This is a genomic window from Verminephrobacter eiseniae EF01-2 (genome assembly GCF_000015565.1).
Classification (GTDB): Bacteria; Pseudomonadota; Gammaproteobacteria; order Burkholderiales; family Burkholderiaceae_C; genus Acidovorax; species Acidovorax eiseniae.
The window spans coordinates 1,013,676-1,033,538 of sequence record NC_008786.1; the positions used below are offsets into that span (position 1 = coordinate 1,013,676).

The following is a 19,863-nucleotide window of genomic DNA, read 5'->3' on the forward strand; positions in this document are numbered from 1 at the left end:
ATCGGGCGCTTCAGGCCCGTGTCGATGGGGCGCCTGCCGGTTGCCGCATCTTTCATGGCTGACGGGGCTGACGGGATTGATAGGGCTGATGGCGCGTGGTGTCATCGCGCCCGGCACTGGCTGGGCGCTATCGGGGCGACGCGCCGATGCGGCCCCGGTCATCGGGCAGGTCATGAGGGTCTGGCCGTGAACCGGGCCGACAACCGCAGGTCAGCGCCTTCATCGAGCGCCACCAGCCCGGCTTGCTGTGGTGATGCGCGGTTGTGCGCGTCGATGTCGTGGGACACCGGCTCGAAGCAGAAGAAGTCGGCCTCGGCGCCGGGGGAGTAGAAGACGTAGCGGTTCAACGGCGCGTCGGCGCCCACCTCCAGGGCCAGGCCACGCCGTGGCCAGAGCATTTTTGCCTGGCCATTCCAGCCGGTGTACAGCGCGTTGACGAATTCGGCCGGAAGCGGGCGTGCGCTCCGGAAGTCCCGGGATTCATCGCCCGCCACGGCCTGCCAGTGCGTCGGCAGATGCCGGGCGTCTTCGGCCCACCAGCCGTCGGCCAGCGCTTGCAGTTGCACGTCGGGCTCGCGCAGGAACCAGGGGTGGAAACCTCCGCCGTAGAGCATGGTGTCCGGCCCGCGATGCGTCAGTGTCAGCGTGGCGCACAGTGCGGCCCCTTCGAGGCGCCAATCGATCTGCGCGTCATAGGCAAAGGGCATGGTGTGGCGCGACTTCAGTTCCAGCCTGGCCTGCGAGCTGCTTCGTTCCGTGACCGTCCAGGCTTGCTGCCATGCGTCGCCATGCAATGGGCAAGGCTCATCGGCCCAATTGGCTGGCAGCGGGTAGCGTCGGCCATGCCAGGCGAAGCCACCCTGGCCGATGCGGTTGCTGAACGGTGCCAGCAGGAACAGCGCCAGATCGCATTCGTCCTTCGGCTCGCCGGCCAGGGGGCGAAACACCGGCAGCCGGTTGCCGCGCCAGCGCAGATCGAAGCGCGCCAGGCCCGCGCCGTATTGCGGCAGCACCACTGCGCAAATTTGGCTGTTTTCCAGCACCAGTTGGTCTGCCATGCTCACCACCCTCCGTCGAGCGCCAATATCTGGCCGGTCATGAAACTGGCTTGGTCGCTGGCCAGGAACGCCACCAGATCCGCCACGTCCTGCGGCTGGCCTCGGCGTTTGAGCGACTGGTTTTCCAGCACCCAATCGCTGTATTCCTTGAGTTTGTCGCCGAACACGCGCTGCTCGGCCTCGGAAACGATGGCCCCGGGACTGACCGCATTCACGGTGATGCCATAGGGCCCCAGGGCGCGGGCGAAGGTTTTGGTCTGCCCCAGCATGGCTCCCTTGGAGGCCACGTAGGGGACGTATTTTTCCCAACGTCCGTTGAGCGTCAGGCTGCAAAAGTTGATGATCCGCCCCCAGCCTTTGGCCTTCATTGCCGGCGCCACGGCCTGTGTCAGCGCGAAGCCCGCGCTGCTGTTGACTTGCATCACCTCTTCATATTCGGCGAGCGAAAACTCCTCGAACGGCTTGTGGGTGATCAGCGCAGCGTTGTTGATCAGGATGTCGAAGCTGCCCTGTTCGCGCTCGAGCGCGCGCACCGTCGATTGCGCGCCGGCCATGTCGCGCAGGTCGACGGCAACGAAGCCCACGCGCCCCATGCCCGGGCCGGCCTCTTGGTTCAAGGCCACAGCCAACGCCGCGCCACGGGGCGATGGCAGGTCGAAAATATGCACATCAGCGCCGTCAGCCCGCAGTCTGCGCGCCTGTGCCTGCCCCAGGCTGCCCAGCCCGCCGGTGAGCAAAACGCGCCGTGACGCCAGTGGCCAAGAGGTGTTCATTGCGGGTTCCTTGGGGTCAGAGCAGGTCCTGGACCTCATCGATGGTGATGGCGTGCACCGGGCGGTCAGCGACCAGTTGGCCGCGCGACATCACCACGATGCGGTCGCAGGTCTGAAAAACATGGTGCAGATTGTGGCTGATGAAGATGCCGGTCATGTTTTGCCCGGGCAGGCTCTTGACGAAGTCGATGACCTTGTTCGTCTCCCGGACCGACAGGTGATTGGTAGGCTCGTCGAGGATCAGCGCCTTGGTCTTGAAATGCATGGCGCGCGCAATCGCCACGCCCTGGCGCTGGCCACCCGATAGTTCGCCGACCAGCGCATCCGGCGAGCGCAGATGCAAATCGACAGCGGCAATGGCCGCCACCGCCTCTGTCTGCATCCGCTGGCGGTCCAGCCAGCCGCAGTTGCCGATGCGCCACTTCATCGGCTCGCGGCCGAGAAAGATGTTCCGCGCGATGCTCATGCACGGAACCATCGAGTTGTACTGATGGATGGTTTCTATGCCCAGGCGCATCGCGTCTTTCGGCGAACGGATGTCCACCGTCTGGCCCAGAAACTCGATCGTGCCGGCATCCGGGCGGTGCGCGCCAGAAAGGATCTTGATCAGGGTCGACTTGCCGGCACCGTTGTCGCCGAGCAGGCCGACGACCTGCCGCTGCCCGATGTCGAGGCTGACATCGCGCAGCGCGTGCACGCCCGAGTACCACTTGTGCAATCCGGTGCAGCGGATCAGCACATCCTTGCCAGACCCCGGCTCGACCGCAGCCTCCCCTGGCGCCCGGGATGCGATGCGCGGCGCCGGGCCGCTGCGGGCCGGCAGTGAAACGGTGCTCATACCTGAACCTTCATCTTCTTGGCCATGTCGCGCAGATGGCTGTTGGCAATCACCGCGCAAATGGTCAGCGCACCAATGGCGAACTTGAACCAGTTGGCATCGACATCCGAGACCACCATGCCGTTGTCGATCGCGCGGATCAGAACCACACCGATCACTGCGCCCAGCACGGTCCCGACCCCGCCGCCGAGGGCAGTCCCCCCGATCACCGCGGCGGCAACGGCCTGCAACTCCAGCCCGTCGCCGAGGGAAGGCAGCGGGGAGCCCAGCCGCATGACCTGCAACATGCCGGCAAAGCCGGCCAGCACCGAGCACAGCACAAAGCAACTGAGCTTGACCCGGTCCGTGCGGATGCCGATGGCTTGCGCGGCCTCCGGCATGCCGCCCGTGGCGCGTATCCAGTTGCCGTAGTTCGACACCCCCAAGACCAGCGCGAGCAGCGTGCACAGACCGAGGAACCAGAACATCGACAACCGCAGCGGCCCGACCGTGTCGGTGAACAGCCAGGTCGGGGCATCGTCGGGAAATGGCGGCGGAAACCCGCCGGAGATGACCACCGTCAGGCTGCGCACGATGAACAACATGCCCAGCGTCGTGATGAACGAAGGGATGCGAAAGCGCAGCGTCAGCCAGCCGTTCATGAACCCGAGCGCGGCGCAGCACAGCAGCGCCAAGGGCATGGATGCGGCCATGGGCCAGCCGTGCGTGGCCAGAACGCAGGCGAGCATGGAGCCAAAGGCGAACACCGAACCGACCGAGAGATCGAATTCACCGGCAATCATCAAGACTGCGGCACCCACCGCGACCAAGCCGATTTCCGGCACCACCCCCATCACCCCGCCCAGGTTGCCCGGCGTCAGGAAGACCCCGCCGCTCGTTGCTTGCAGCAGCAGCGCCAGCAGCACCAGCATCAAGCCCGCCGCCAATTCCGGCTTGGCCAGATAGACCTTGAGTATGCGTTTCATGGCCAAGGGGTTTCAGCGATAACCCTTGCGGGACAACGCGATCACGCCATCCACCTGCTCGGGCAGCAATAAGCCCTTGCCCGTCTCCACATCCCACGCGGACAGTTTGAATTTCTTCATCAAATGGGCCTGCAGCACCGGCAGGTAACCCTGCAAATACGGCTGCTGATCGACTTGCACCTGAATGTAGCCGGCCTTCATGCTGCTGAGCACATCCGGCACGATGTCGAAACCGGCGAGCAATATCTTGCCCGGCGGCACGCCACGGTCTTTGAGCACCTTGGCCACGCCGGCATGCCAGAGTCCGGTGTCGAAATAAGCGGTGGTGTCGGGATTGGCGTTCAGATACGCGCCAACGCGCTCGGCCGTCACCGCCAAATCCGTGCCGGAGTCAATGCGTTTCCAGGCCACGGTGCGCCCGGAATTGGCCGCCTTGTAATCCGCCAGGAAGCGGATGATGCCGGCACCACGTTGCTCAGACCAATTCTGGCCCGGGGCCGAGACACCGACCAGCACGTTGATCGGCCCGGTTTTCGGAAATTTCTCTGCCAGTTTTTGCCCCAGCGTATAGCCGGCAGCGTCGAACCCCTGGCCGATGAAAGACTGCCGCACGCTGCCCTTGGCACCCTGGCTATGGTCCGCATTCGCGGCCAAAACCGTGATTCCCTTGCTGCGCGCGTCCTTGATCACCGGTTCAATGGCTTTGTCGTCAACGATGGTGGTGATGATCGCATCCGGTTTGCCGGCCATTGCCGCTTGCAGATTGCTCACCTGCTCGGGCACGGCACCCTCCGTTTGGGTGAAAATCATCCGGCATTGCGCCTGCACTTGGGCGCAGGCTTCATCCATGCCTTTTTTCACCGCCTGCCAGAAGCTGTTGCTGGCACTGGAGTGAATGACATAGGCGAGCTTCAAAGGCTGTTCATTCTGTGCCCGGCCGGGTGCAGCCGCGATGAATAATCCGCTGGCGAGCGCCAGCGCGCGCGCCGTCATTGTCAAGCCATGCATGTCGTCTCCTTCCTGGGTTTCCTTGAAAAATCGACCCCGGCGTCCGCCGGACGTCCGTTGCCTGTCAACTGCTGCTTTGACCGGCAATCGTCAACCGCTGCCGAATATCGGGGCTGAGTTCCAGCCCCAGTCCGGGTCCCGGCGGCACGGTGATATGCCCGTTGTGCACCACCGGCAGGGCCGTGACCAGATCGCGATACCAGCCTTCATAAAAAGCCCGCACCGATTCCTGCACCAAGGCATTCGGCGCATTCAGCGACAAATGGGTGGAGGCCGTCAGTACCACGGGCCCGGTGCAGTCATGCGGCGCGACCGGCAAATGCCAGGCTTCGGCCATGCTGGCAATCTTGCGCGCCTCGGACAAGCCGCCGCACCAGGAAATATCCAGCATCACGATGCCGGCGGCACCGGTTTCCAGCAAATCCCGAAAACCCCAGCGGGTCGCCAGTGTTTCCGATGCGCAGACCGGCGCCGGACTGCGTTCGGCGTAGCGCTTGAGCGATGCCAGACTGTCCATCCGTATCGGGTCCTCATGCCAGAAGGTGTCGTATTCACGCAGTGCTTGCGCAATCTGTATGGCCGGCAGCAGGTTCCAGAGCGAATGGAATTCGACCATCACGTCCATTTTGTCGCCCACCGCCTTGCGGATTTTCTCGAAGGGTTCCAGCGCGCGTTTCAGATCAGTCTTGGAGATGTAATGACCGTCGCTCGCCTCGGCATAGGGGTCGAAGGGCCAGATTTTCATCGCGCTGATGCCGGAGTCGAGCAGATCCAGCGCCAGTTCGTCGGCGCGCTGCAAAAAACCATTCAGATCGTCATGGCGGGCATGGCGGCTGTCCGCCAGCCCCCAGTTGGCCACCGACTGCTGTTTGGTGCTGCGCACATAATGCGGGCCGGCGCAGGTGTTGTAAGTCCGGATGCTGTCCCGGCATTTGCCACCGAGCAATTGGTAGATCGGCTGTCCGGTGAATTTTCCGAAAATATCCCAAAGCGCGATATCCAGCGCCGAGTTGCCACGCATCTCCGCGCCCGCGCTGCGAAAACCGAGATAGCCTGACAGGCGTTTTGCGTGCCTGTCGATCTGCAACGGATCCTCACCGATGAGCCGGGCTGCGGCCCATTCATGGATATAGGCTTCGGCCGAGCAAGCTCCGTAAAACGTCTCGCCCAGTCCGGTAAGGCCCTCATCCGTGTGCACCAATACCCACAACAGGTTCGGAAACTCTTGCGGGCGCAGGGTTTCGATGGCGGTGATTTTCACGCCAGTTCCTTCAGGTTACACCGGCGGCAATCAATGCCTGCACGCTGTTGTCAAAATGTGCCGCCATGGCCGCTTCAGCGGCGCCGGCGTCTTGCCGGGCGATCGCGTCGACGATGGCGTCGTGCATGTCATGCACCGCGCTGCGCTCCTCATCGCTTTGGCGCGCTGCCCAACTGATCGGCGCAGTCTGCCAAATCACGAGCCGAAAGCCCTCGATCAGCAACGCGTAAAGGGGGTTCTGTGCGGCGCGCGCGATGGCCACATGGAACGCAATGTCGTCTTCGGTCGGCGATTCATGGCCCGTGCCGTGCTGACGCATGGCCACCGCCGCTTGCCGGATGAGCGTGAGCTCGGCTGCGCTGCGGCGCAATGCTGCCAGCCAGGCGGTGCGCATTTCCAGCGTGCGCCGCAAGTCCAGCGTCTGCTGCACATTGACCTGCATCGTGACCACCGCGTGGTCCATCAGCAAAGCCAGCATATGGCTCTTGAGCCGGCCCACACGGGCCCGCTTGCCTGGCGCCAGATTCAGAATGCCGAGCGCCTCGAGCGCCTTGAACGCCTCGCGCACCACCCCCCGACCGACCCCCAATCTCCGGGCGAACTCGCCTTCACTGGGCAGGCTGTCGTCGGGGAGCAAGCGGTCCTGGTGGATGAGCTTGATCACCGCGTCCGTGACGCCGGATGTCCGGTTCGAAACGCTGTCATCACACTTGACGCCGCTATCTTGCATGATGAGAATTATTGAACCTGTAGGATTGGTTTGCAATAGCTGTCGTATAAACCAAGGGAAAGTACCCATATGAACGAGGAACACCGCTGGGAATGTGTCGCCCCCGTGGGCAGCGGATGCGGGGAAGGCGCTTTGTGGGTCGAGGCTGAACAGGCCCTGTACTGGACGGACGTGACCCGCTTTCTGTTGCACCGGCTGAGCGCCCGGGATGGCTGCATCAAGTCCTGGTTCTTCGAAGAGCCCGTGGTGGCGCTGTCGCGCACGGATCGCGCCGGTTGTCTGCTCGTGGCACTGGGGTCGCGCTTGCTGTTGTGGACGCCAGCCACGGACGAGCGCGTCGACCATGGGGCGCGGCTGCGCGGCTGGCCGCAGGTTCGATTCAACGAAGGGCGCAGCGGGCCGGAGGGCCGCTTTTGGGTAGGCTCGATGCGCAACAATGTCAACCCCGATGGCACTGTGCGCGATGCCGGGGGAAGCGAGGGGGTGCTGATGAGCGTCGGCCGCGATGCGCACTCGGCGACCGTGCATCAGACCGGGTTTGGCATCGCCAACACGCTTTGCTGGACCCCGGATCAGCGCTGCCTGATCTTTGGCGACACGCTGGCCAATACGCTCTACTGCGCCGACTATCGGGCCGATTGGGCCGACCAGGACGGCGGCGGCGTTCTGGGCCAGCGGCGCATCTTGTTTACCGGATTCGGGCGCGGATTGCCCGATGGCTCGGCGATCGATGCGCAAGGGTTTGTCTGGAACTGCCGGTTCGGCGGCGGCTGCGTGGTTCGGATTGCGCCGGATGGAGCGCTCGATCGAATCATCGAAGCCCCGACACACAACCCTACCACCTGTGCTTTCGGCGGGCCCGACTACCGCACCCTCTACGTCACCAGCGCCCGCATCGGCACCGCCGCCGGCGATCGACTGGCGGGCGGGGTCTTTGCGCTGCGAACCGAAGTCCCCGGACTGCCGAGCTTTGCATTTCAGTGCGCTTGAGCAGCGGCGCGCAGCAGCCTGCCCCGTGGCCTCGCCCTGCCGGGCATCGGCGCCCGGGTCGCAGGCTCCGCTACCATGCAGGCCATGTCCTCCTTGTCTGGTGTCCCCTGCGCCCCCGGCCCATGACCGACCACGTACCTTGCATTGTCCGCGCCGATACGCCCCAGGGGCCTTGCGCGCAGTTGTATGGGCGCTGGGGTGCGGCCGAATTGGGGAACGCAGCCCAGTGGCAGGCCCTGTCCGGGCAGTTGCGCAAGCACCCGGCCGTGCCAACCCTGGGCTGGGATTTGCGGGCGTTGCAGTGGCTGGACCATGTCGGCGCCCAACTGCTGTGGAACCACTGGCAGCGGGCTTGGCCGCAGCAACTGGCCTGCACCGACAGCCAGCGCAGCATGCTCGCGCGCGTGGCGCAGTTCAGCACCACGGCACCGCCCCCTGCGCCCTGGCGGCTGGCGGCCCAGGTTGACCACCTGGGCCTGCTGGTGCTGCATGGCGTGGAGCATGCGCGCCATATTCTGGAAATGCTCGGCCAGTTGGTGCTCGACCTGGCCCGCTTGGCCCGTGCGCCGCGCCGCGGGCCTTGGCGCGATGTCTCGGGCCACCTGTACCGCATGGGCGCCACCGCACTGCCCATTACCGCGCTGGTGGGTTTCCTGATCGGCGTGGTGCTGGCCTATCTGATGTCGCTGCAACTGCGGCAATTTGGCGCCGAGTCGTTCATCGTCAACATCCTGGGCATTTCGCTGATCCGCGAGCTCGGCCCGATGCTGGCCGCCATCCTGGTGGCGGGGCGCTCGGGCTCGGCGATCACGGCGCAGATCGGCGTGATGCGCGTCACCGAAGAACTCGATGCGATGCGCGTCATGGGCATTGCGCACGGCTTTCGGCTGGTGTTGCCGCGCACGCTGGCACTGGCGCTGGCCATGCCGCTGCTCAGCCTGTGGACCACGCTGGCCGCGTTGGCCGGCGGCATGCTGGCTGCAGACCTGACCATGGGCATATCGCCGGCGTACTTCGCGCAGGCACTGCCCGCGGCCGTCAGGCCGGGCAACCTGGGGCTGGCCATGGCCAAGTCGGTGGTGTTTGGCGCAGGCATTGCGCTCATCGGCTGCCACTGGGGCCTGCGCGTCAGGCCCGACACCCAGAGCCTGGGCGAAGGCACCACGGCGTCGGTGGTCAGTGCCATCACCATGGTCATCGTCGTCGACGCATTGTTCGCCGTGACCTTCAAGACCATCGGGATCTAAGGTAGCCAGGCCGTGACGACACGCACTGCACCTGCCGAGCCTGCCGAACCTGCCCCCATGGCCGCCGATGCGCCGCCCGTGGTCGATGTGCAAGGCCTGTGGACCCTGTTCGGCAAGGGCGCCGAAGCCTTCACCGTGCACCAAGACCTGCAACTGACCGTGCAGCGCGGCGAAATGCTCGCGCTGGTGGGCGGCTCGGGCAGCGGCAAAACAGTGCTGCTGCGCCAGATCCTGGGTCTGGCCCGGCCCACACGCGGCCAGGTCACCGTGCTCGGCCACCCGGCAGCGCAGATGGGACGCGCGGGCGCCGCCAGCCGCGTGGGCATGCTGTTCCAGCATGGCGCGCTGTTTTCGGCCTTCAATGTGCTCGACAACGTGGCTTTTGCGTTGCGCGAGCAGGGCACGCTGCCGGCTGACCTGGTGCGCGACGCGGCCTTGGTCAAGCTGCAAATGGTGGGGCTCCAGCCCGGGCACGCCAGCCGCATGCCGGCCGATTTGTCGGGCGGCATGGTCAAGCGTGTGGCGCTGGCGCGGGCACTGATCATGGACCCGCCACTGCTGCTGCTCGACGAGCCCACCGCCGGCCTGGACCCCAGCAGTGCCGACGACTTCTGCGCCCTGCTGCGCGAACTGCATGCGGCGCTGGGCTTGACCGTGGTCATGGTCACGCATGATCTGGACACCCTGTTCGCACTCAGCACCCGCGTGGCCGTGCTGGCCGACAAGAAGCTCATCGTCAGCGGCACGCCGCGCCAGGTTGCGCATTTCAAGCACCCGTTCATCACGCATTTCTTCATGGGCGAACGCGGCCAGCGCGCCATGGCCCCCGCACCGATCACGGCCCCGATGCCGGCCGCTGCGCCCGCACCAGACCAGGAACACCACTGATGGAAAACAAATCCCATGCCCTCGCCGCAGGCTTGTTCGTGCTGCTGGTCGCCGCCATGCTGGCGGGCCTGAGCCTCTGGCTCACGCGCGACAACGCCTACTACGAGGAGTACGAACTCTCCACCCGGGACGGCGTGAGCGGCCTGCAGCCCCAAGCCAATGTGCGCTACAAGGGCGTGGCCGTCGGCAAAGTCACGCGCATCGGCTTTGATCCGCAGGTCAACGGCAATGTGCTGATCCGCATTGCCGTCAACGAACAAGCGCCCATCAGCCCCACCACCTATGCCGTGCTCGGCTATCAGGGCGTGACGGGCCTGGCCCATGTGCTGCTCGACGATGCCGCCACACCTTACCCCGCGCTGCCCCCCGGCCCCGGCGGCTTACCGCGCTTGCCGCTCAAACCCTCGCCATTCGGCAGGCTGGCCGAGCAGGCCCCCACCATCCTGGCACAGGCCGACGAAGCCACGCGCCGCATCAACCAACTGCTGGGCGATGGCAACCAGCAGTTGCTGACCGAAGCCCTGGGCCATTTCAGCCAAGTTGCCAGCCATATCGACACCCTCACCCGGCGGCTCGACGCCAGCGTTGCCCAGCGTCTGGACTCGGCCCTGGCTGCACTGCCGCCACTGGCCGACGACGCCCGCAAAACCTTGCAGTCGCTGCAACAGGCCAGCGCCAGCGTATCGGCCCTGGCCAGCGACATCGGCAGAACCAGCCAGCGCCTGAACGCCGAAGACGGTGCCATCGACCAGATCAGCCACGGCACCCGGGCCTTGACTCATGCGGCCGAGCAGTTTGGCAGCACCACGCTGCCGCGCCTGAACCGCGCCGCAGACGATATTGCACGCGCAGCGCGCCAGATCAACCGCACAGCAAGCGGCGTCGCCGACAACCCGCAACTGCTCCTCTACGGCCCGGGCCGCATCCCGCCCGGCCCCGGCGAAACCGGCTTTACCGCACCCTGATCCTGAAGAAAGCCCATGAACACCATCAAAAGCAAGGCATCTGGTTCTGGCGCCATAGCCATTCATGGCCTGGGGCTGCTGGGCGCCATGCTGCTGACCGGCTGCGCGGCGCTGCCCGCAGTGCCAACCCGCCCCATGCTGTACGACTTTGGTCCCGCCAGCGTGGCACCGGCACCGGCCGGGCGCCGTGCAGCGCTGCCGGCGTTGGTCCTGGCCGATGTAGAGGCGCCGGGCCTGCCCGATGGCAGCAGCGCAGTGCTCTACCGCCTGGCCTATGCCGACGCCCGACAACTGCACCCCTACAGCCATGCCCGCTGGAGCCAGCCGCCCGCCCAATTGCTGCAGCAGCAACTGCGCGAGCAGATCGGCCGGCGCCGCGCCGTCCTCAAGGCCGACGACGGCGCTGCCCAGAGCCGGGGCGCCACCCGCAGCGGCCATCTGCTGCTGCGCGTGGAACTGGAGGAGTTCAGCCACCTGTTCAACAGCCCGACACAAAGCGCCGGCGTCGTGCGCCTGCGCGCCACCATGGTCGAGCGCACCCCGACGGGCGAATCACTGCGCGGGCAGCGGGTGTTCATCATGCAAAAGCCTGCCCGCTCAACCGATGCCGCCGGCGGGGTGGCTGCGCTGGCCGAAGCCTCGACACAGTTGGCCAGCGAGTTGGCCGAATGGGTGGAGCAGGTGGAGTCCACGCCGCACTGATCAGATCCGATTGCGGTTGTGAATTACGCTGCCCAAACAAACGCAAAAAACCCCCCAGTGGATCAGGACTGGGGGGTTGGTTGGTGGGGGAGGTAGAAGGGAGCCTGACGATGACCTACTTTCACACGGGGAGCCGCACTATCATCGGCGCGAAGTCGTTTCACTGTCCTGTTCGGGATGGGAAGGAGTGGGGCCAACTTGCTATGGTCATCAGGCGTAACTGGGTGGTGGCGGGCCTGAGGGGATGGGGTGGTACAGGCGCGCCGGCATTCATAGGGTCGGGGGGTCAGCTGGGAAGTTCGATTGCGTAGGTTGCGGGACAACAAAGTTATGGGGTCAAGCCGCACGAGCAATTAGTACAGGTAAGCTCAACGCATTGCTGCGGGTACACACCCTGCCTATCAACGTTCTGGTCTGGAACGGCTCTTGAGGGGGCTCAAGGCCCCGGCAGATCTCATCTTGAAACGAGTTTCCCGCTTAGATGCTTTCAGCGGTTATCTCTTCCACACATAGCTACTCGGCGATGCCACTGGCGTGACAACCGATACACCAGAGGTGTGTCCACTCCGGTCCTCTCGTACTAGGAGCAGGCTTTCTCAAATCTGCAGCGCCCACGGAAGATAGGGACCAAACTGTCTCACGACGTTTTAAACCCAGCTCACGTACCTCTTTAAATGGCGAACAGCCATACCCTTGGGACCGGCTACAGCCCCAGGATGAGATGAGCCGACATCGAGGTGCCAAACACCGCCGTCGATATGAACTCTTGGGCGGTATCAGCCTGTTATCCCCAGAGTACCTTTTATCCGTTGAGCGATGGCCCTTCCATACAGAACCACCGGATCACTATGTCCTGCTTTCGCATCTGCTCGACATGTCCGTCTCGCAGTCAAGCACGCTTATGCCATTGCACTATCGTCACGATGTCCGACCGTAACTAGCGTACCTTCGAGCTCCTCCGTTACGCTTTGGGAGGAGACCGCCCCAGTCAAACTGCCTACCATGCACTGTTCCCGATCCAGATGATGGACCCGGGTTAGAACCTCAAACATGCCAGGGTGGTATTTCAACGTTGGCTCCATGAAGTCTGGCGACCTCACTTCAAAGCCTCCCACCTATCCTACACAGACCTGTTCAAAGTCCAATACAAAGCTGCAGTAAAGGTTCATGGGGTCTTTCCGTCTTTCCGCGGGGAGATTGCATCATCACAAACATTTCAACTTCGCTGAGTCTCAGGAGGAGACAGTGTGGCCATCGTTACGCCATTCGTGCAGGTCGGAACTTACCCGACAAGGAATTTCGCTACCTTAGGACCGTTATAGTTACGGCCGCCGTTTACTGGGACTTCAATCAAGAGCTTGCACCCCATCATTTAATCTTCCAGCACCGGGCAGGCGTCACACCCTATACGTCCACTTTCGTGTTTGCAGAGTGCTGTGTTTTTATTAAACAGTCGCAGCCACCGTTTTTTTGCAACCCCGATCGGCTCCCTCTGTTCGAGTTCACCTACTTGGGGCATACCTTCTCCCGAAGTTACGGTATCAATTTGCCGAGTTCCTTCTCCTGAGTTCTCTCAAGCGCCTTAGAATACTCATCTCGCGCACCTGTGTCGGTTTGCGGTACGGTCGTGTGCAGCTGAAGCTTAGTGGCTTTTCCTGGAAGCCGGGTATCACTCACTTCGTCTGCGAGCAGACTCGTTATCACCTCTCATCTGCACCCGGTGGATTTGCCTGCCGGGCATGACTACGGGCTTGAACCAACTCTTCCAACCGTTGGCTGAGCTAACCTTCTTCGTTCCCACATCGCACTGCACATCGGTACAGGAATATTGACCTGTTTCCCATCAGCTACGCATTTCTGCCTCGCCTTAGGGGCCGACTCACTCTACGCCGATGAACGTTGCGTAGAAAACCTTGCGCTTACGGCGAGGGGGCTTTTCACCCCCTTTAACGCTACTCATGTCAGCATTCGCACTTCTGATACCTCCAGCATCCGTTGCCGGACACCTTCACTGGCCTACAGAACGCTCTCCTACCACTTGCCAGGCGCGGGGCCTGGCAAATCCGCAGCTTCGGTAACTGGCTTGAGCCCCGTTACATCTTCCGCGCAGGACGACTCGATCAGTGAGCTATTACGCTTTCTTTAAATGATGGCTGCTTCTAAGCCAACATCCTGACTGTTTTTGCCTTCCCACTTCGTTTCCCACTTAGCCAATTTTAGGGACCTTAGCTGGCGGTCTGGGTTGTTTCCCTCTTGAGTCCGGACGTTAGCACCCGGTGCTCTGTCTCCCAAGCTGTACTCTGCGGTATTCGGAGTTTGCATAGGTTTGGTAAGTCGCCATGACCCCCTAGCCTAGACAGTGCTCTACCCCCGCAGGTAATACTTGAGGCACTACCTAAATAGTTTTCGGAGAGAACCAGCTATTTCCAAGTTTGATTAGCCTTTCACCCCTATCCACAGCTCATCCCCTGGTTTTGCAACACCAGTGGGTTCGGACCTCCAGTACCTGTTACGGCACCTTCATCCTGGCCATGGATAGATCACTTGGTTTCGGGTCTACACCCAGCGACTTTCTCGCCCTGTTCGGACTCGATTTCTCTTCGGCTTCCCTATTCGGTTAACCTTGCCACTGAATGTAAGTCGCTGACCCATTATACAAAAGGTACGCAGTCACCCTTGCGGGCTCCTACTTTTTGTAAGCATGCGGTTTCAGGATCTGTTTCACTCCCCTCCCGGGGTTCTTTTCGCCTTTCCCTCACGGTACTGGTTCACTATCGGTCGATTACGAGTATTTAGCCTTGGAGGATGGTCCCCCCGTCTTCAGACAGGATTTCTCGTGTCCCGCCCTACTTTTCTCCAGCTCGGTACCACATTCCGGTTTTCGCATACAGGGCTTTCACCTTCTATGGCCGGGCTTTCCAGCCCGTTTTGCTAACCGTCATGCTATCTCTGGATGGCTGTTCCGATTTCGCTCGCCACTACTTTCGGAATCTCGGTTGATGTCTTTTCCTCGGGCTACTGAGATGTTTCAGTTCGCCCGGTTCGCCTCGCGCGCCTATGTATTGAGCGCGCGATACCTCTTGCGAGGTGGGTTTCCCCATTCAGATATCTCCGGATCAATGCTCGTTCGCCAGCTCCCCGGAGCTTTTCGCAGGCCTTCACGTCTTTCGTCGCCTGTAATCGCCAAGGCATCCACCACATGCTCTTAGTCACTTGACCCCATAACTTTGATGTCTTTCGCAAGTCATCTGTGTTCAGTTCTTCAAGCGCTGTTTGAATATCCGTTTTGACGCAATCGGATTTCCCTGTCGCCAGCCAGCGCTGCTCGGCCCTTGGTCGGGCCCGCAGCCTTTGCCGGCGACGCTGATTCGACTCTATGAATTTTTAATGAACAGCCGTTCGATCTCTCGATGTCGATCAACAACGAAGGGGTCTTTTGTCTTTCCCGAGGTTTCTCTGTCCCTCGTTTCGGACTCAAGGCCGCTTTGGTGTTGTCGGTGTGGTGGAGGATGACGGGATCGAACCGACGACCCCCTGCTTGCAAAGCAGGTGCTCTCCCAGCTGAGCTAATCCCCCGGGCCTGCCTGTTGTCTGGCTCTGGTGTCTGGCCTCTGGTGGGTCTGGTTGGGCTCGAACCAACGACCCCCGCCTTATCAAGACGGTGCTCTGACCAACTGAGCTACAGACCCCGTCGGCTCGCGCCAACCCGTTCCAACAACCGATAAGTGTGGGCGTTCGATTTCGTTTGCTGCTTTTGTCTGCTGTCTTTTTCCAGAAAGGAGGTGATCCAGCCGCACCTTCCGATACGGCTACCTTGTTACGACTTCACCCCAGTCACGAACCCTGCCGTGGTAGTCGCCCTCCTTGCGGTTAGGCTAACTACTTCTGGCAGAACCCGCTCCCATGGTGTGACGGGCGGTGTGTACAAGACCCGGGAACGTATTCACCGCGGCGTTCTGATCCGCGATTACTAGCGATTCCGACTTCACGCAGTCGAGTTGCAGACTGCGATCCGGACTACGACCGGCTTTTTGGGATTGGCTCCCCCTCGCGGGTTGGCTTGCCCTCTGTACCGGCCATTGTATGACGTGTGTAGCCCCACCTATAAGGGCCATGAGGACTTGACGTCATCCCCACCTTCCTCCGGTTTGTCACCGGCAGTCTCATCAGAGTGCCCAACTCAATGCGGCAACTGATGACAAGGGTTGCGCTCGTTGCGGGACTTAACCCAACATCTCACGACACGAGCTGACGACAGCCATGCAGCACCTGTGTTACGGTTCTCTTTCGAGCACTTCTGCATCTCTGCAGCTTTCCGTACATGTCAAAGGTGGGTAAGGTTTTTCGCGTTGCGTCGAATTAAACCACATCATCCACCGCTTGTGCGGGTCCCCGTCAATTCCTTTGAGTTTCAACCTTGCGGCCGTACTCCCCAGGCGGTCAACTTCACGCGTTGGCTTCGTTACTGAGTCAGTCAAGACCCAACAACCAGTTGACATCGTTTAGGGCGTGGACTACCAGGGTATCTAATCCTGTTTGCTCCCCACGCTTTCGTGCATGAGCGTCAGTACTGGCCCAGGGGATTGCCTTCGCCATCGGTGTTCCTCCGCATATCTACGCATTTCACTGCTACACGCGGAATTCCATCCCCCTCTGCCGTACTCCAGTCATGCAGTCACATATGCAGTTCCCAGGTTGAGCCCGGGGATTTCACATCTGTCTTGCATGTCCGCCTGCGCACGCTTTACGCCCAGTAATTCCGATTAACGCTCGCACCCTACGTATTACCGCGGCTGCTGGCACGTAGTTAGCCGGTGCTTATTCTTACGGTACCGTCAGCAACCCCGGTTGTTCACCAGGGCCTTTTCGTTCCGTACAAAAGCAGTTTACAACCCGAGGGCCTTCATCCTGCACGCGGCATGGCTGGATCAGGCTTGCGCCCATTGTCCAAAATTCCCCACTGCTGCCTCCCGTAGGAGTCTGGGCCGTGTCTCAGTCCCAGTGTGGCTGGTCGTCCTCTCAGACCAGCTACAGATCGTCGGCTTGGTAGGCTTTTATCCCACCAACTACCTAATCTGCCATCGGCCGCTCCGTCCGCGCAAGGCCTTTCGGTCCCCTGCTTTCATCCTCGGATCTTATGCGGTATTAGCAGAGCTTTCGCTCCGTTATCCCCCTCGATCGGGCACGTTCCGATGTCTTACTCACCCGTTCGCCACTCGTCAGCGCCCTAAGGCCTGCTACCGTTCGACTTGCATGTGTAAGGCATGCCGCCAGCGTTCAATCTGAGCCAGGATCAAACTCTTCAGTTCGATCTCTTTTGCTTGAGCTCGGTTTTCTTGCCGAATTCCCCAGGCTTGTTCCGCCCAGGGCTTTCCGGCTCTTTCCGAGCGTTCGTCTGTCACAGCACTGCCCCAGGCTTGCTCCCGCCCAGGACTCAGCACTCGCCTTCGAACGCCCACGCTTATCGGCTGTGTTTTGTTAAAGATCGCTACTTCATCCCCGCTCGCCACCGGCTACGATCAGCCAAGCCCGCTACTTTAGCACAGCTTTCTTGCGAAAACCAGCCCGCCTCCCACTTTTTTTCCAGACTCCCCTCTCCTCGGCCCTTTCCTGGCACTCGATCACGCGCCGGCCCGGCTTGCCCGGGCTTCTGGCAGGGGCGGCAACTGTAGCATGGCTTGTGCTCAGGCAGGGGAAGATCGCCCGGCACAGCCGAAGAATTCAGCCGCTATGCGTCGCCACCGCCGCCTCCAGCATCGATGAACAGGCCCGCAACGTCGCACCCCGTCTGTTCTTCCGTCTGTTCTTGTATCTCCTGAAAGCAGGTCGGGCTGGTGACATTGATTCCGGTCACGCAGTCGCCGATCACACATCCAACCCCGCCAGCAACAGCCCGCGCCGTTGCAGCACCAGGCCCAGCGCGGCTGCGATTTCCCGGTCCCGTGATGACAATGGGCGGGCGACGCCTTTTCCGCCTGTGGCCAGGTTGCCCCGCACTTCACGGCCTTGGGGAATGCGTGCCAGGCAAAAGGGTACCGGTTTGCCGCCAATGATGAGTACGCGTTTGCCCCCTTCGACGATTTCTGGCGAGAACTTTTGCACCACCACGCTCCGGGCGTCGTGGCGATCAGTGGGTTGGGTCGCCGGTCAGGCGGATGTCCTGCACCCGGGCGCTTACTTTGCTGCCGCGTTGCCGCATGATGTGCTGCGGTTCGCTCACTGTCAGGGTGTGGCCATGCCGCTACGCTGCGCACGTCATCGCGAATATGGTGTCCCCGTAGATCCTGAAGCTGTGCAGAGGGCCGGCAATGAAGAGCAGTTCCATGGTGTCAGCTCAGGGAGCGCCACTTCGCGGTGGGTCTCGTCGCGCAATGCGGTCGCCAAAATATTGCTCAATTGATTTTGCATAAATAAAAATTGCCATTCCGGACAAAATCAGAATCGCAGCAATGATCTTTCCGAACGCAATCCGTTCATCGAATACGAGCCATGATGTAATCAAGCCGGAAACCGGAACGAAAAGTGATAGTGGCGCAACAGAAGACGCGGGATATTTTTTCATCAGCGAGTTCCAGATCCAATATCCAAATATCGTGGTTATATACGACTGAAACATAATGGAGAATACCGCCATGCCGTTCAATGCCTGAAGTAGTCCATGAAATGGCTCGAGGCCTTTCACCAAGAAAGTAATCAAAAACAGGGGCATCGCAGAGAACAAACTCGACCAAACGATGAAGGCCAGCATATTGGCTGGCTTATTTTTTCTGACAATGATATTACAACCGCTCCAGCATATGGCGCCAAAAATGACCAACGCCGCCCCCATCGTCGATACGCTTCCGTCAGTAACGGCAAGTATGGAGATGAGTCCTGCAAATGCCACGCTCATACCGGCAATCTGGGATTTGGAAATTCTTTCGCCAAAAATGAAAGTCGCAAAAATGATCGTAAAGAAGGCGCTGAACTGCAGAATCAAGGACGCGATACCGGCGGAGAGACCCAGATATATCCCCAAATTGACGATGCCCCATAAGCCAACGCCGAACAGAAGCCCATACAGCGCGATGATGGACAATCGGACATCCGGTTTCTTGACAAAGAAAATAAGTGGCAGAAAACAGAACGTAAACCGAAGTGATGTCAGCAAAAAAGGATCCAAAGCCCCCAATCCAAGTTTTATTACAGAAAAATTAGCTCCCCATATCCCGGTAACAAATATGCCCAGCAGTAGATCAACCTTTTTCATGAATTACTGGTTCCACGAATGACGAGATGAATCGAGTTGACATCATTTTCTTTCGATCAGATTATCCAATATCTGTTTCCCATTCCGCTCTTTCCGGAATGACGTGCTTCCCACTTTCTGGATCGACTCCATCACAAACAAAAGAGTCAAATCGATCCGATCGCCAAGTGTCGTCTTGCATGGTGTGCTCAGGCAGGGGAAGATCGCCCGGCACATCCGGAAAATTCAGCCGCTATGCGTCGCCACCGCCGCCTCCAGGGCATCGATGAACAGGCTCGCAACGTCGCACCCTGTCTGTTCTTGTATTTCCTGAAAGCAGGTCGGGCTGGTGACATTGATTTCGGTCACGCAGTCACCGATCACATCCACCCCCGCCAGCAACAGACCTCGCTGTTGCAGCACCGGGCCCAGCGCGGCTGCGATTTCCCGGTCCCGTGCTGACAAGGGGCGGGCGACGCCTTTTCCGCCTGTGGCCAGGTTGCCCCGCACTTCACGGCCTTGGGGAATGCGCGCCAGGCAAAAGGGTACCGGTTTGCCGCCAATGATGAGTACGCGTTTGTCCCCTTCGACGATTTCTGGCAAGAACTTTTGCACCATCACGCTCCGGGCGCCGTGGCGATTCAAGGTTTCGGTAATGCTGCCCAGGTTCAGGCCATCCGGCCCTACGCGGAAGATGCCCATGCCGCCCATGCCATCGAGTGGCTTGAGAATGATGTCTTGGTGCTGTGCATGAAAACGCTGGATGTCCCCCGCATCGCGCGTCACCAGCGTGGGGCCTATGAACTGGGGAAATTCCATGATCGCCAGCTTTTCCGGGTGGTCGCGCAAGGCCCGGGGTTTGTTGAATACCCTGGCTCCTTCACGTTCGGCCTGTTCCAGCAGGTGGGTGGCGTAGAAGTACTCGCTGTCGAAGGGCGGGTCTTTGCGCATGAGCACCGCATCAAAGTCTGCCAGCCAGGCGCTATGCTGCGCCGGGGCGTCGTACCAGTGGGTTGGGTCGCCGGTCAGGCGGATGTCCTGCACCCGGGCGCTTACTTTGCTGCCGCGTTGCCACATGATGTGCTGCGGTTCGCTCACTGTCAGGGTGTGGCCACGCCGCTGCGCTTCGCGCATCATCGCGAACGTGGTGTCCTTGTAGATCTTGAAGCTGTGCAGAGGGTCGGCAATGAAGAGCAGTTCCATGGTGTCA

General features: G+C 61.2%; 14 protein-coding genes, 2 tRNA genes, 3 rRNA genes and 1 pseudogene. 5 read left to right on the top strand and 15 right to left on the bottom strand.

The genetic code is table 11. The features are described 5' to 3' along the window. Positions 1-170 precede the first annotated feature (170 nt). The 7 genes from VEIS_RS04465 to VEIS_RS25475 all read right to left on the bottom strand — a co-directional run bounded on the left by VEIS_RS04465 (position 171) and on the right by VEIS_RS25475 (position 6,633). The gene (locus tag VEIS_RS04465) at positions 171-1,058 is read right to left on the bottom strand and encodes an aldose 1-epimerase (RefSeq protein ID WP_011808704.1); all 888 of its coding nucleotides are present in this window, start codon (positions 1,056-1,058) and stop codon (positions 171-173) included. A gap of 2 nt (positions 1,059-1,060) precedes the next feature. Beyond that, positions 1,061-1,831, bottom strand: a complete 771-nt coding sequence (locus tag VEIS_RS04470) for an SDR family oxidoreductase (RefSeq protein ID WP_011808705.1) — start codon at positions 1,829-1,831, stop codon at positions 1,061-1,063. A 16-nt stretch (positions 1,832-1,847) separates the two neighbouring features. Further along, on the bottom strand, positions 1,848-2,669 hold the full coding sequence (locus VEIS_RS04475; RefSeq protein ID WP_232287845.1) for an ATP-binding cassette domain-containing protein: 822 nt from the start codon (positions 2,667-2,669) through the stop codon (positions 1,848-1,850). Next, a complete protein-coding gene (locus tag VEIS_RS04480) occupies positions 2,666-3,634 on the bottom strand; it encodes an ABC transporter permease (RefSeq protein ID WP_011808707.1) in 969 nt (322 codons plus the stop codon). Before VEIS_RS04480 ends, VEIS_RS04475 begins: the two co-directional genes overlap by 4 nt. A 12-nt stretch (positions 3,635-3,646) precedes the next feature. Continuing rightward, positions 3,647-4,642 carry a sugar ABC transporter substrate-binding protein gene (locus VEIS_RS04485; RefSeq protein ID WP_011808708.1) on the bottom strand — a complete coding sequence of 332 codons (996 nt, stop codon included), beginning with the start codon at positions 4,640-4,642 and terminating at the stop codon, positions 3,647-3,649. A gap of 64 nt (positions 4,643-4,706) precedes the next feature. Beyond that, positions 4,707-5,903 (bottom strand): mandelate racemase/muconate lactonizing enzyme family protein, encoded by a 1,197-nt coding sequence (locus tag VEIS_RS04490; protein ID WP_011808709.1) that lies wholly within the window; start codon positions 5,901-5,903, stop codon positions 4,707-4,709. 10 nt (positions 5,904-5,913) lie between these two features. After that, positions 5,914-6,633 (bottom strand): FadR/GntR family transcriptional regulator, encoded by a 720-nt coding sequence (locus VEIS_RS25475; RefSeq protein ID WP_086014351.1) that lies wholly within the window; start codon positions 6,631-6,633, stop codon positions 5,914-5,916. 69 nt (positions 6,634-6,702) lie between these two features. On the opposite strand from VEIS_RS25475, the gene VEIS_RS04500 reads away from it, so the two are divergent. From VEIS_RS04500 to VEIS_RS04520, 5 genes are all read left to right on the top strand, one after another. Continuing rightward, a complete protein-coding gene (locus VEIS_RS04500; RefSeq protein ID WP_041949807.1) occupies positions 6,703-7,623 on the top strand; it encodes an SMP-30/gluconolactonase/LRE family protein in 921 nt (306 codons plus the stop codon). Between the two features lie 122 nt (positions 7,624-7,745). Beyond that, a complete protein-coding gene (locus VEIS_RS04505) occupies positions 7,746-8,870 on the top strand; it encodes an MlaE family ABC transporter permease (RefSeq protein ID WP_011808712.1) in 1,125 nt (374 codons plus the stop codon). A gap of 57 nt (positions 8,871-8,927) precedes the next feature. After that, entirely contained in the window at positions 8,928-9,758 is an 831-nt protein-coding gene (locus VEIS_RS04510; protein ID WP_049773815.1) for an ABC transporter ATP-binding protein, read from the top strand. Further along, positions 9,758-10,723, top strand: a complete 966-nt coding sequence (locus VEIS_RS04515; RefSeq protein ID WP_011808714.1) for an MlaD family protein — start codon at positions 9,758-9,760, stop codon at positions 10,721-10,723. The genes VEIS_RS04510 and VEIS_RS04515 overlap by 1 nt, the downstream gene beginning before the upstream one ends. A gap of 15 nt (positions 10,724-10,738) precedes the next feature. Beyond that, a complete protein-coding gene (locus tag VEIS_RS04520; RefSeq protein WP_011808715.1) occupies positions 10,739-11,425 on the top strand; it encodes an ABC-type transport auxiliary lipoprotein family protein in 687 nt (228 codons plus the stop codon). A gap of 102 nt (positions 11,426-11,527) precedes the next feature. Here VEIS_RS04520 and rrf read toward each other — a convergent pair. The 8 genes and pseudogenes from rrf to gshB form a co-directional block, all read right to left on the bottom strand. After that, a 5S ribosomal RNA gene (gene rrf / locus VEIS_RS04525) occupies positions 11,528-11,640 on the bottom strand. Between the two features lie 117 nt (positions 11,641-11,757). After that, a 23S ribosomal RNA gene (locus VEIS_RS04530) occupies positions 11,758-14,644 on the bottom strand. A 281-nt stretch (positions 14,645-14,925) separates the two neighbouring features. After that, positions 14,926-15,001: transfer RNA gene (locus tag VEIS_RS04535), tRNA-Ala, on the bottom strand. A 36-nt stretch (positions 15,002-15,037) separates the two neighbouring features. Beyond that, positions 15,038-15,114 (bottom strand) — tRNA-Ile (locus VEIS_RS04540). Between the two features lie 86 nt (positions 15,115-15,200). Further along, positions 15,201-16,734 (bottom strand): 16S ribosomal RNA (locus VEIS_RS04545). Together the 16S, 23S and 5S rRNA genes with 2 tRNA genes alongside form the textbook arrangement of a ribosomal RNA operon. A 419-nt stretch (positions 16,735-17,153) precedes the next feature. Further along, positions 17,154-17,542 (bottom strand): annotated as a pseudogene (locus VEIS_RS29565) (ATP-grasp domain-containing protein); the annotation flags it as partial. A 217-nt stretch (positions 17,543-17,759) separates the two neighbouring features. After that, on the bottom strand, positions 17,760-18,674 hold the full coding sequence (locus VEIS_RS04555) for an EamA family transporter (protein WP_011808716.1): 915 nt from the start codon (positions 18,672-18,674) through the stop codon (positions 17,760-17,762). Positions 18,675-18,899: 225 nt separating this feature from the next. Then, a complete protein-coding gene (gshB, locus tag VEIS_RS04560) occupies positions 18,900-19,856 on the bottom strand; it encodes a glutathione synthase (RefSeq protein ID WP_011808717.1) in 957 nt (318 codons plus the stop codon). Between the last annotated feature and the right edge of the window lie 7 nt (positions 19,857-19,863).

Bases quoted from the DNA above. Each gene is read 5' to 3' on its own strand.
- VEIS_RS04505 (WP_011808712.1), top strand. From the start codon at position 7,746: ATGACCGACCACGTACCTTGCATTGTCCGCGCCGATACGCCCCAGGGG.
- VEIS_RS04470 (WP_011808705.1), bottom strand. From the start codon at position 1,831: ATGAACACCTCTTGGCCACTGGCGTCACGGCGCGTTTTGCTCACCGGC.
- VEIS_RS04520 (WP_011808715.1), top strand. From the start codon at position 10,739: ATGAACACCATCAAAAGCAAGGCATCTGGTTCTGGCGCCATAGCCATT.
- VEIS_RS04555 (WP_011808716.1), bottom strand. From the start codon at position 18,674: ATGAAAAAGGTTGATCTACTGCTGGGCATATTTGTTACCGGGATATGG.
- VEIS_RS04480 (WP_011808707.1), bottom strand. From the start codon at position 3,634: ATGAAACGCATACTCAAGGTCTATCTGGCCAAGCCGGAATTGGCGGCG.
- VEIS_RS25475 (WP_086014351.1), bottom strand. From the start codon at position 6,633: ATGCAAGATAGCGGCGTCAAGTGTGATGACAGCGTTTCGAACCGGACA.
- VEIS_RS04500 (WP_041949807.1), top strand. From the start codon at position 6,703: ATGAACGAGGAACACCGCTGGGAATGTGTCGCCCCCGTGGGCAGCGGA.
- VEIS_RS04515 (WP_011808714.1), top strand. From the start codon at position 9,758: ATGGAAAACAAATCCCATGCCCTCGCCGCAGGCTTGTTCGTGCTGCTG.
- gshB (WP_011808717.1), bottom strand. From the start codon at position 19,856: ATGGAACTGCTCTTCATTGCCGACCCTCTGCACAGCTTCAAGATCTAC.
- VEIS_RS04510 (WP_049773815.1), top strand. From the start codon at position 8,928: ATGGCCGCCGATGCGCCGCCCGTGGTCGATGTGCAAGGCCTGTGGACC.
- VEIS_RS04485 (WP_011808708.1), bottom strand. From the start codon at position 4,642: ATGCATGGCTTGACAATGACGGCGCGCGCGCTGGCGCTCGCCAGCGGA.
- VEIS_RS04465 (WP_011808704.1), bottom strand. From the start codon at position 1,058: ATGGCAGACCAACTGGTGCTGGAAAACAGCCAAATTTGCGCAGTGGTG.
- VEIS_RS04475 (WP_232287845.1), bottom strand. From the start codon at position 2,669: ATGAGCACCGTTTCACTGCCGGCCCGCAGCGGCCCGGCGCCGCGCATC.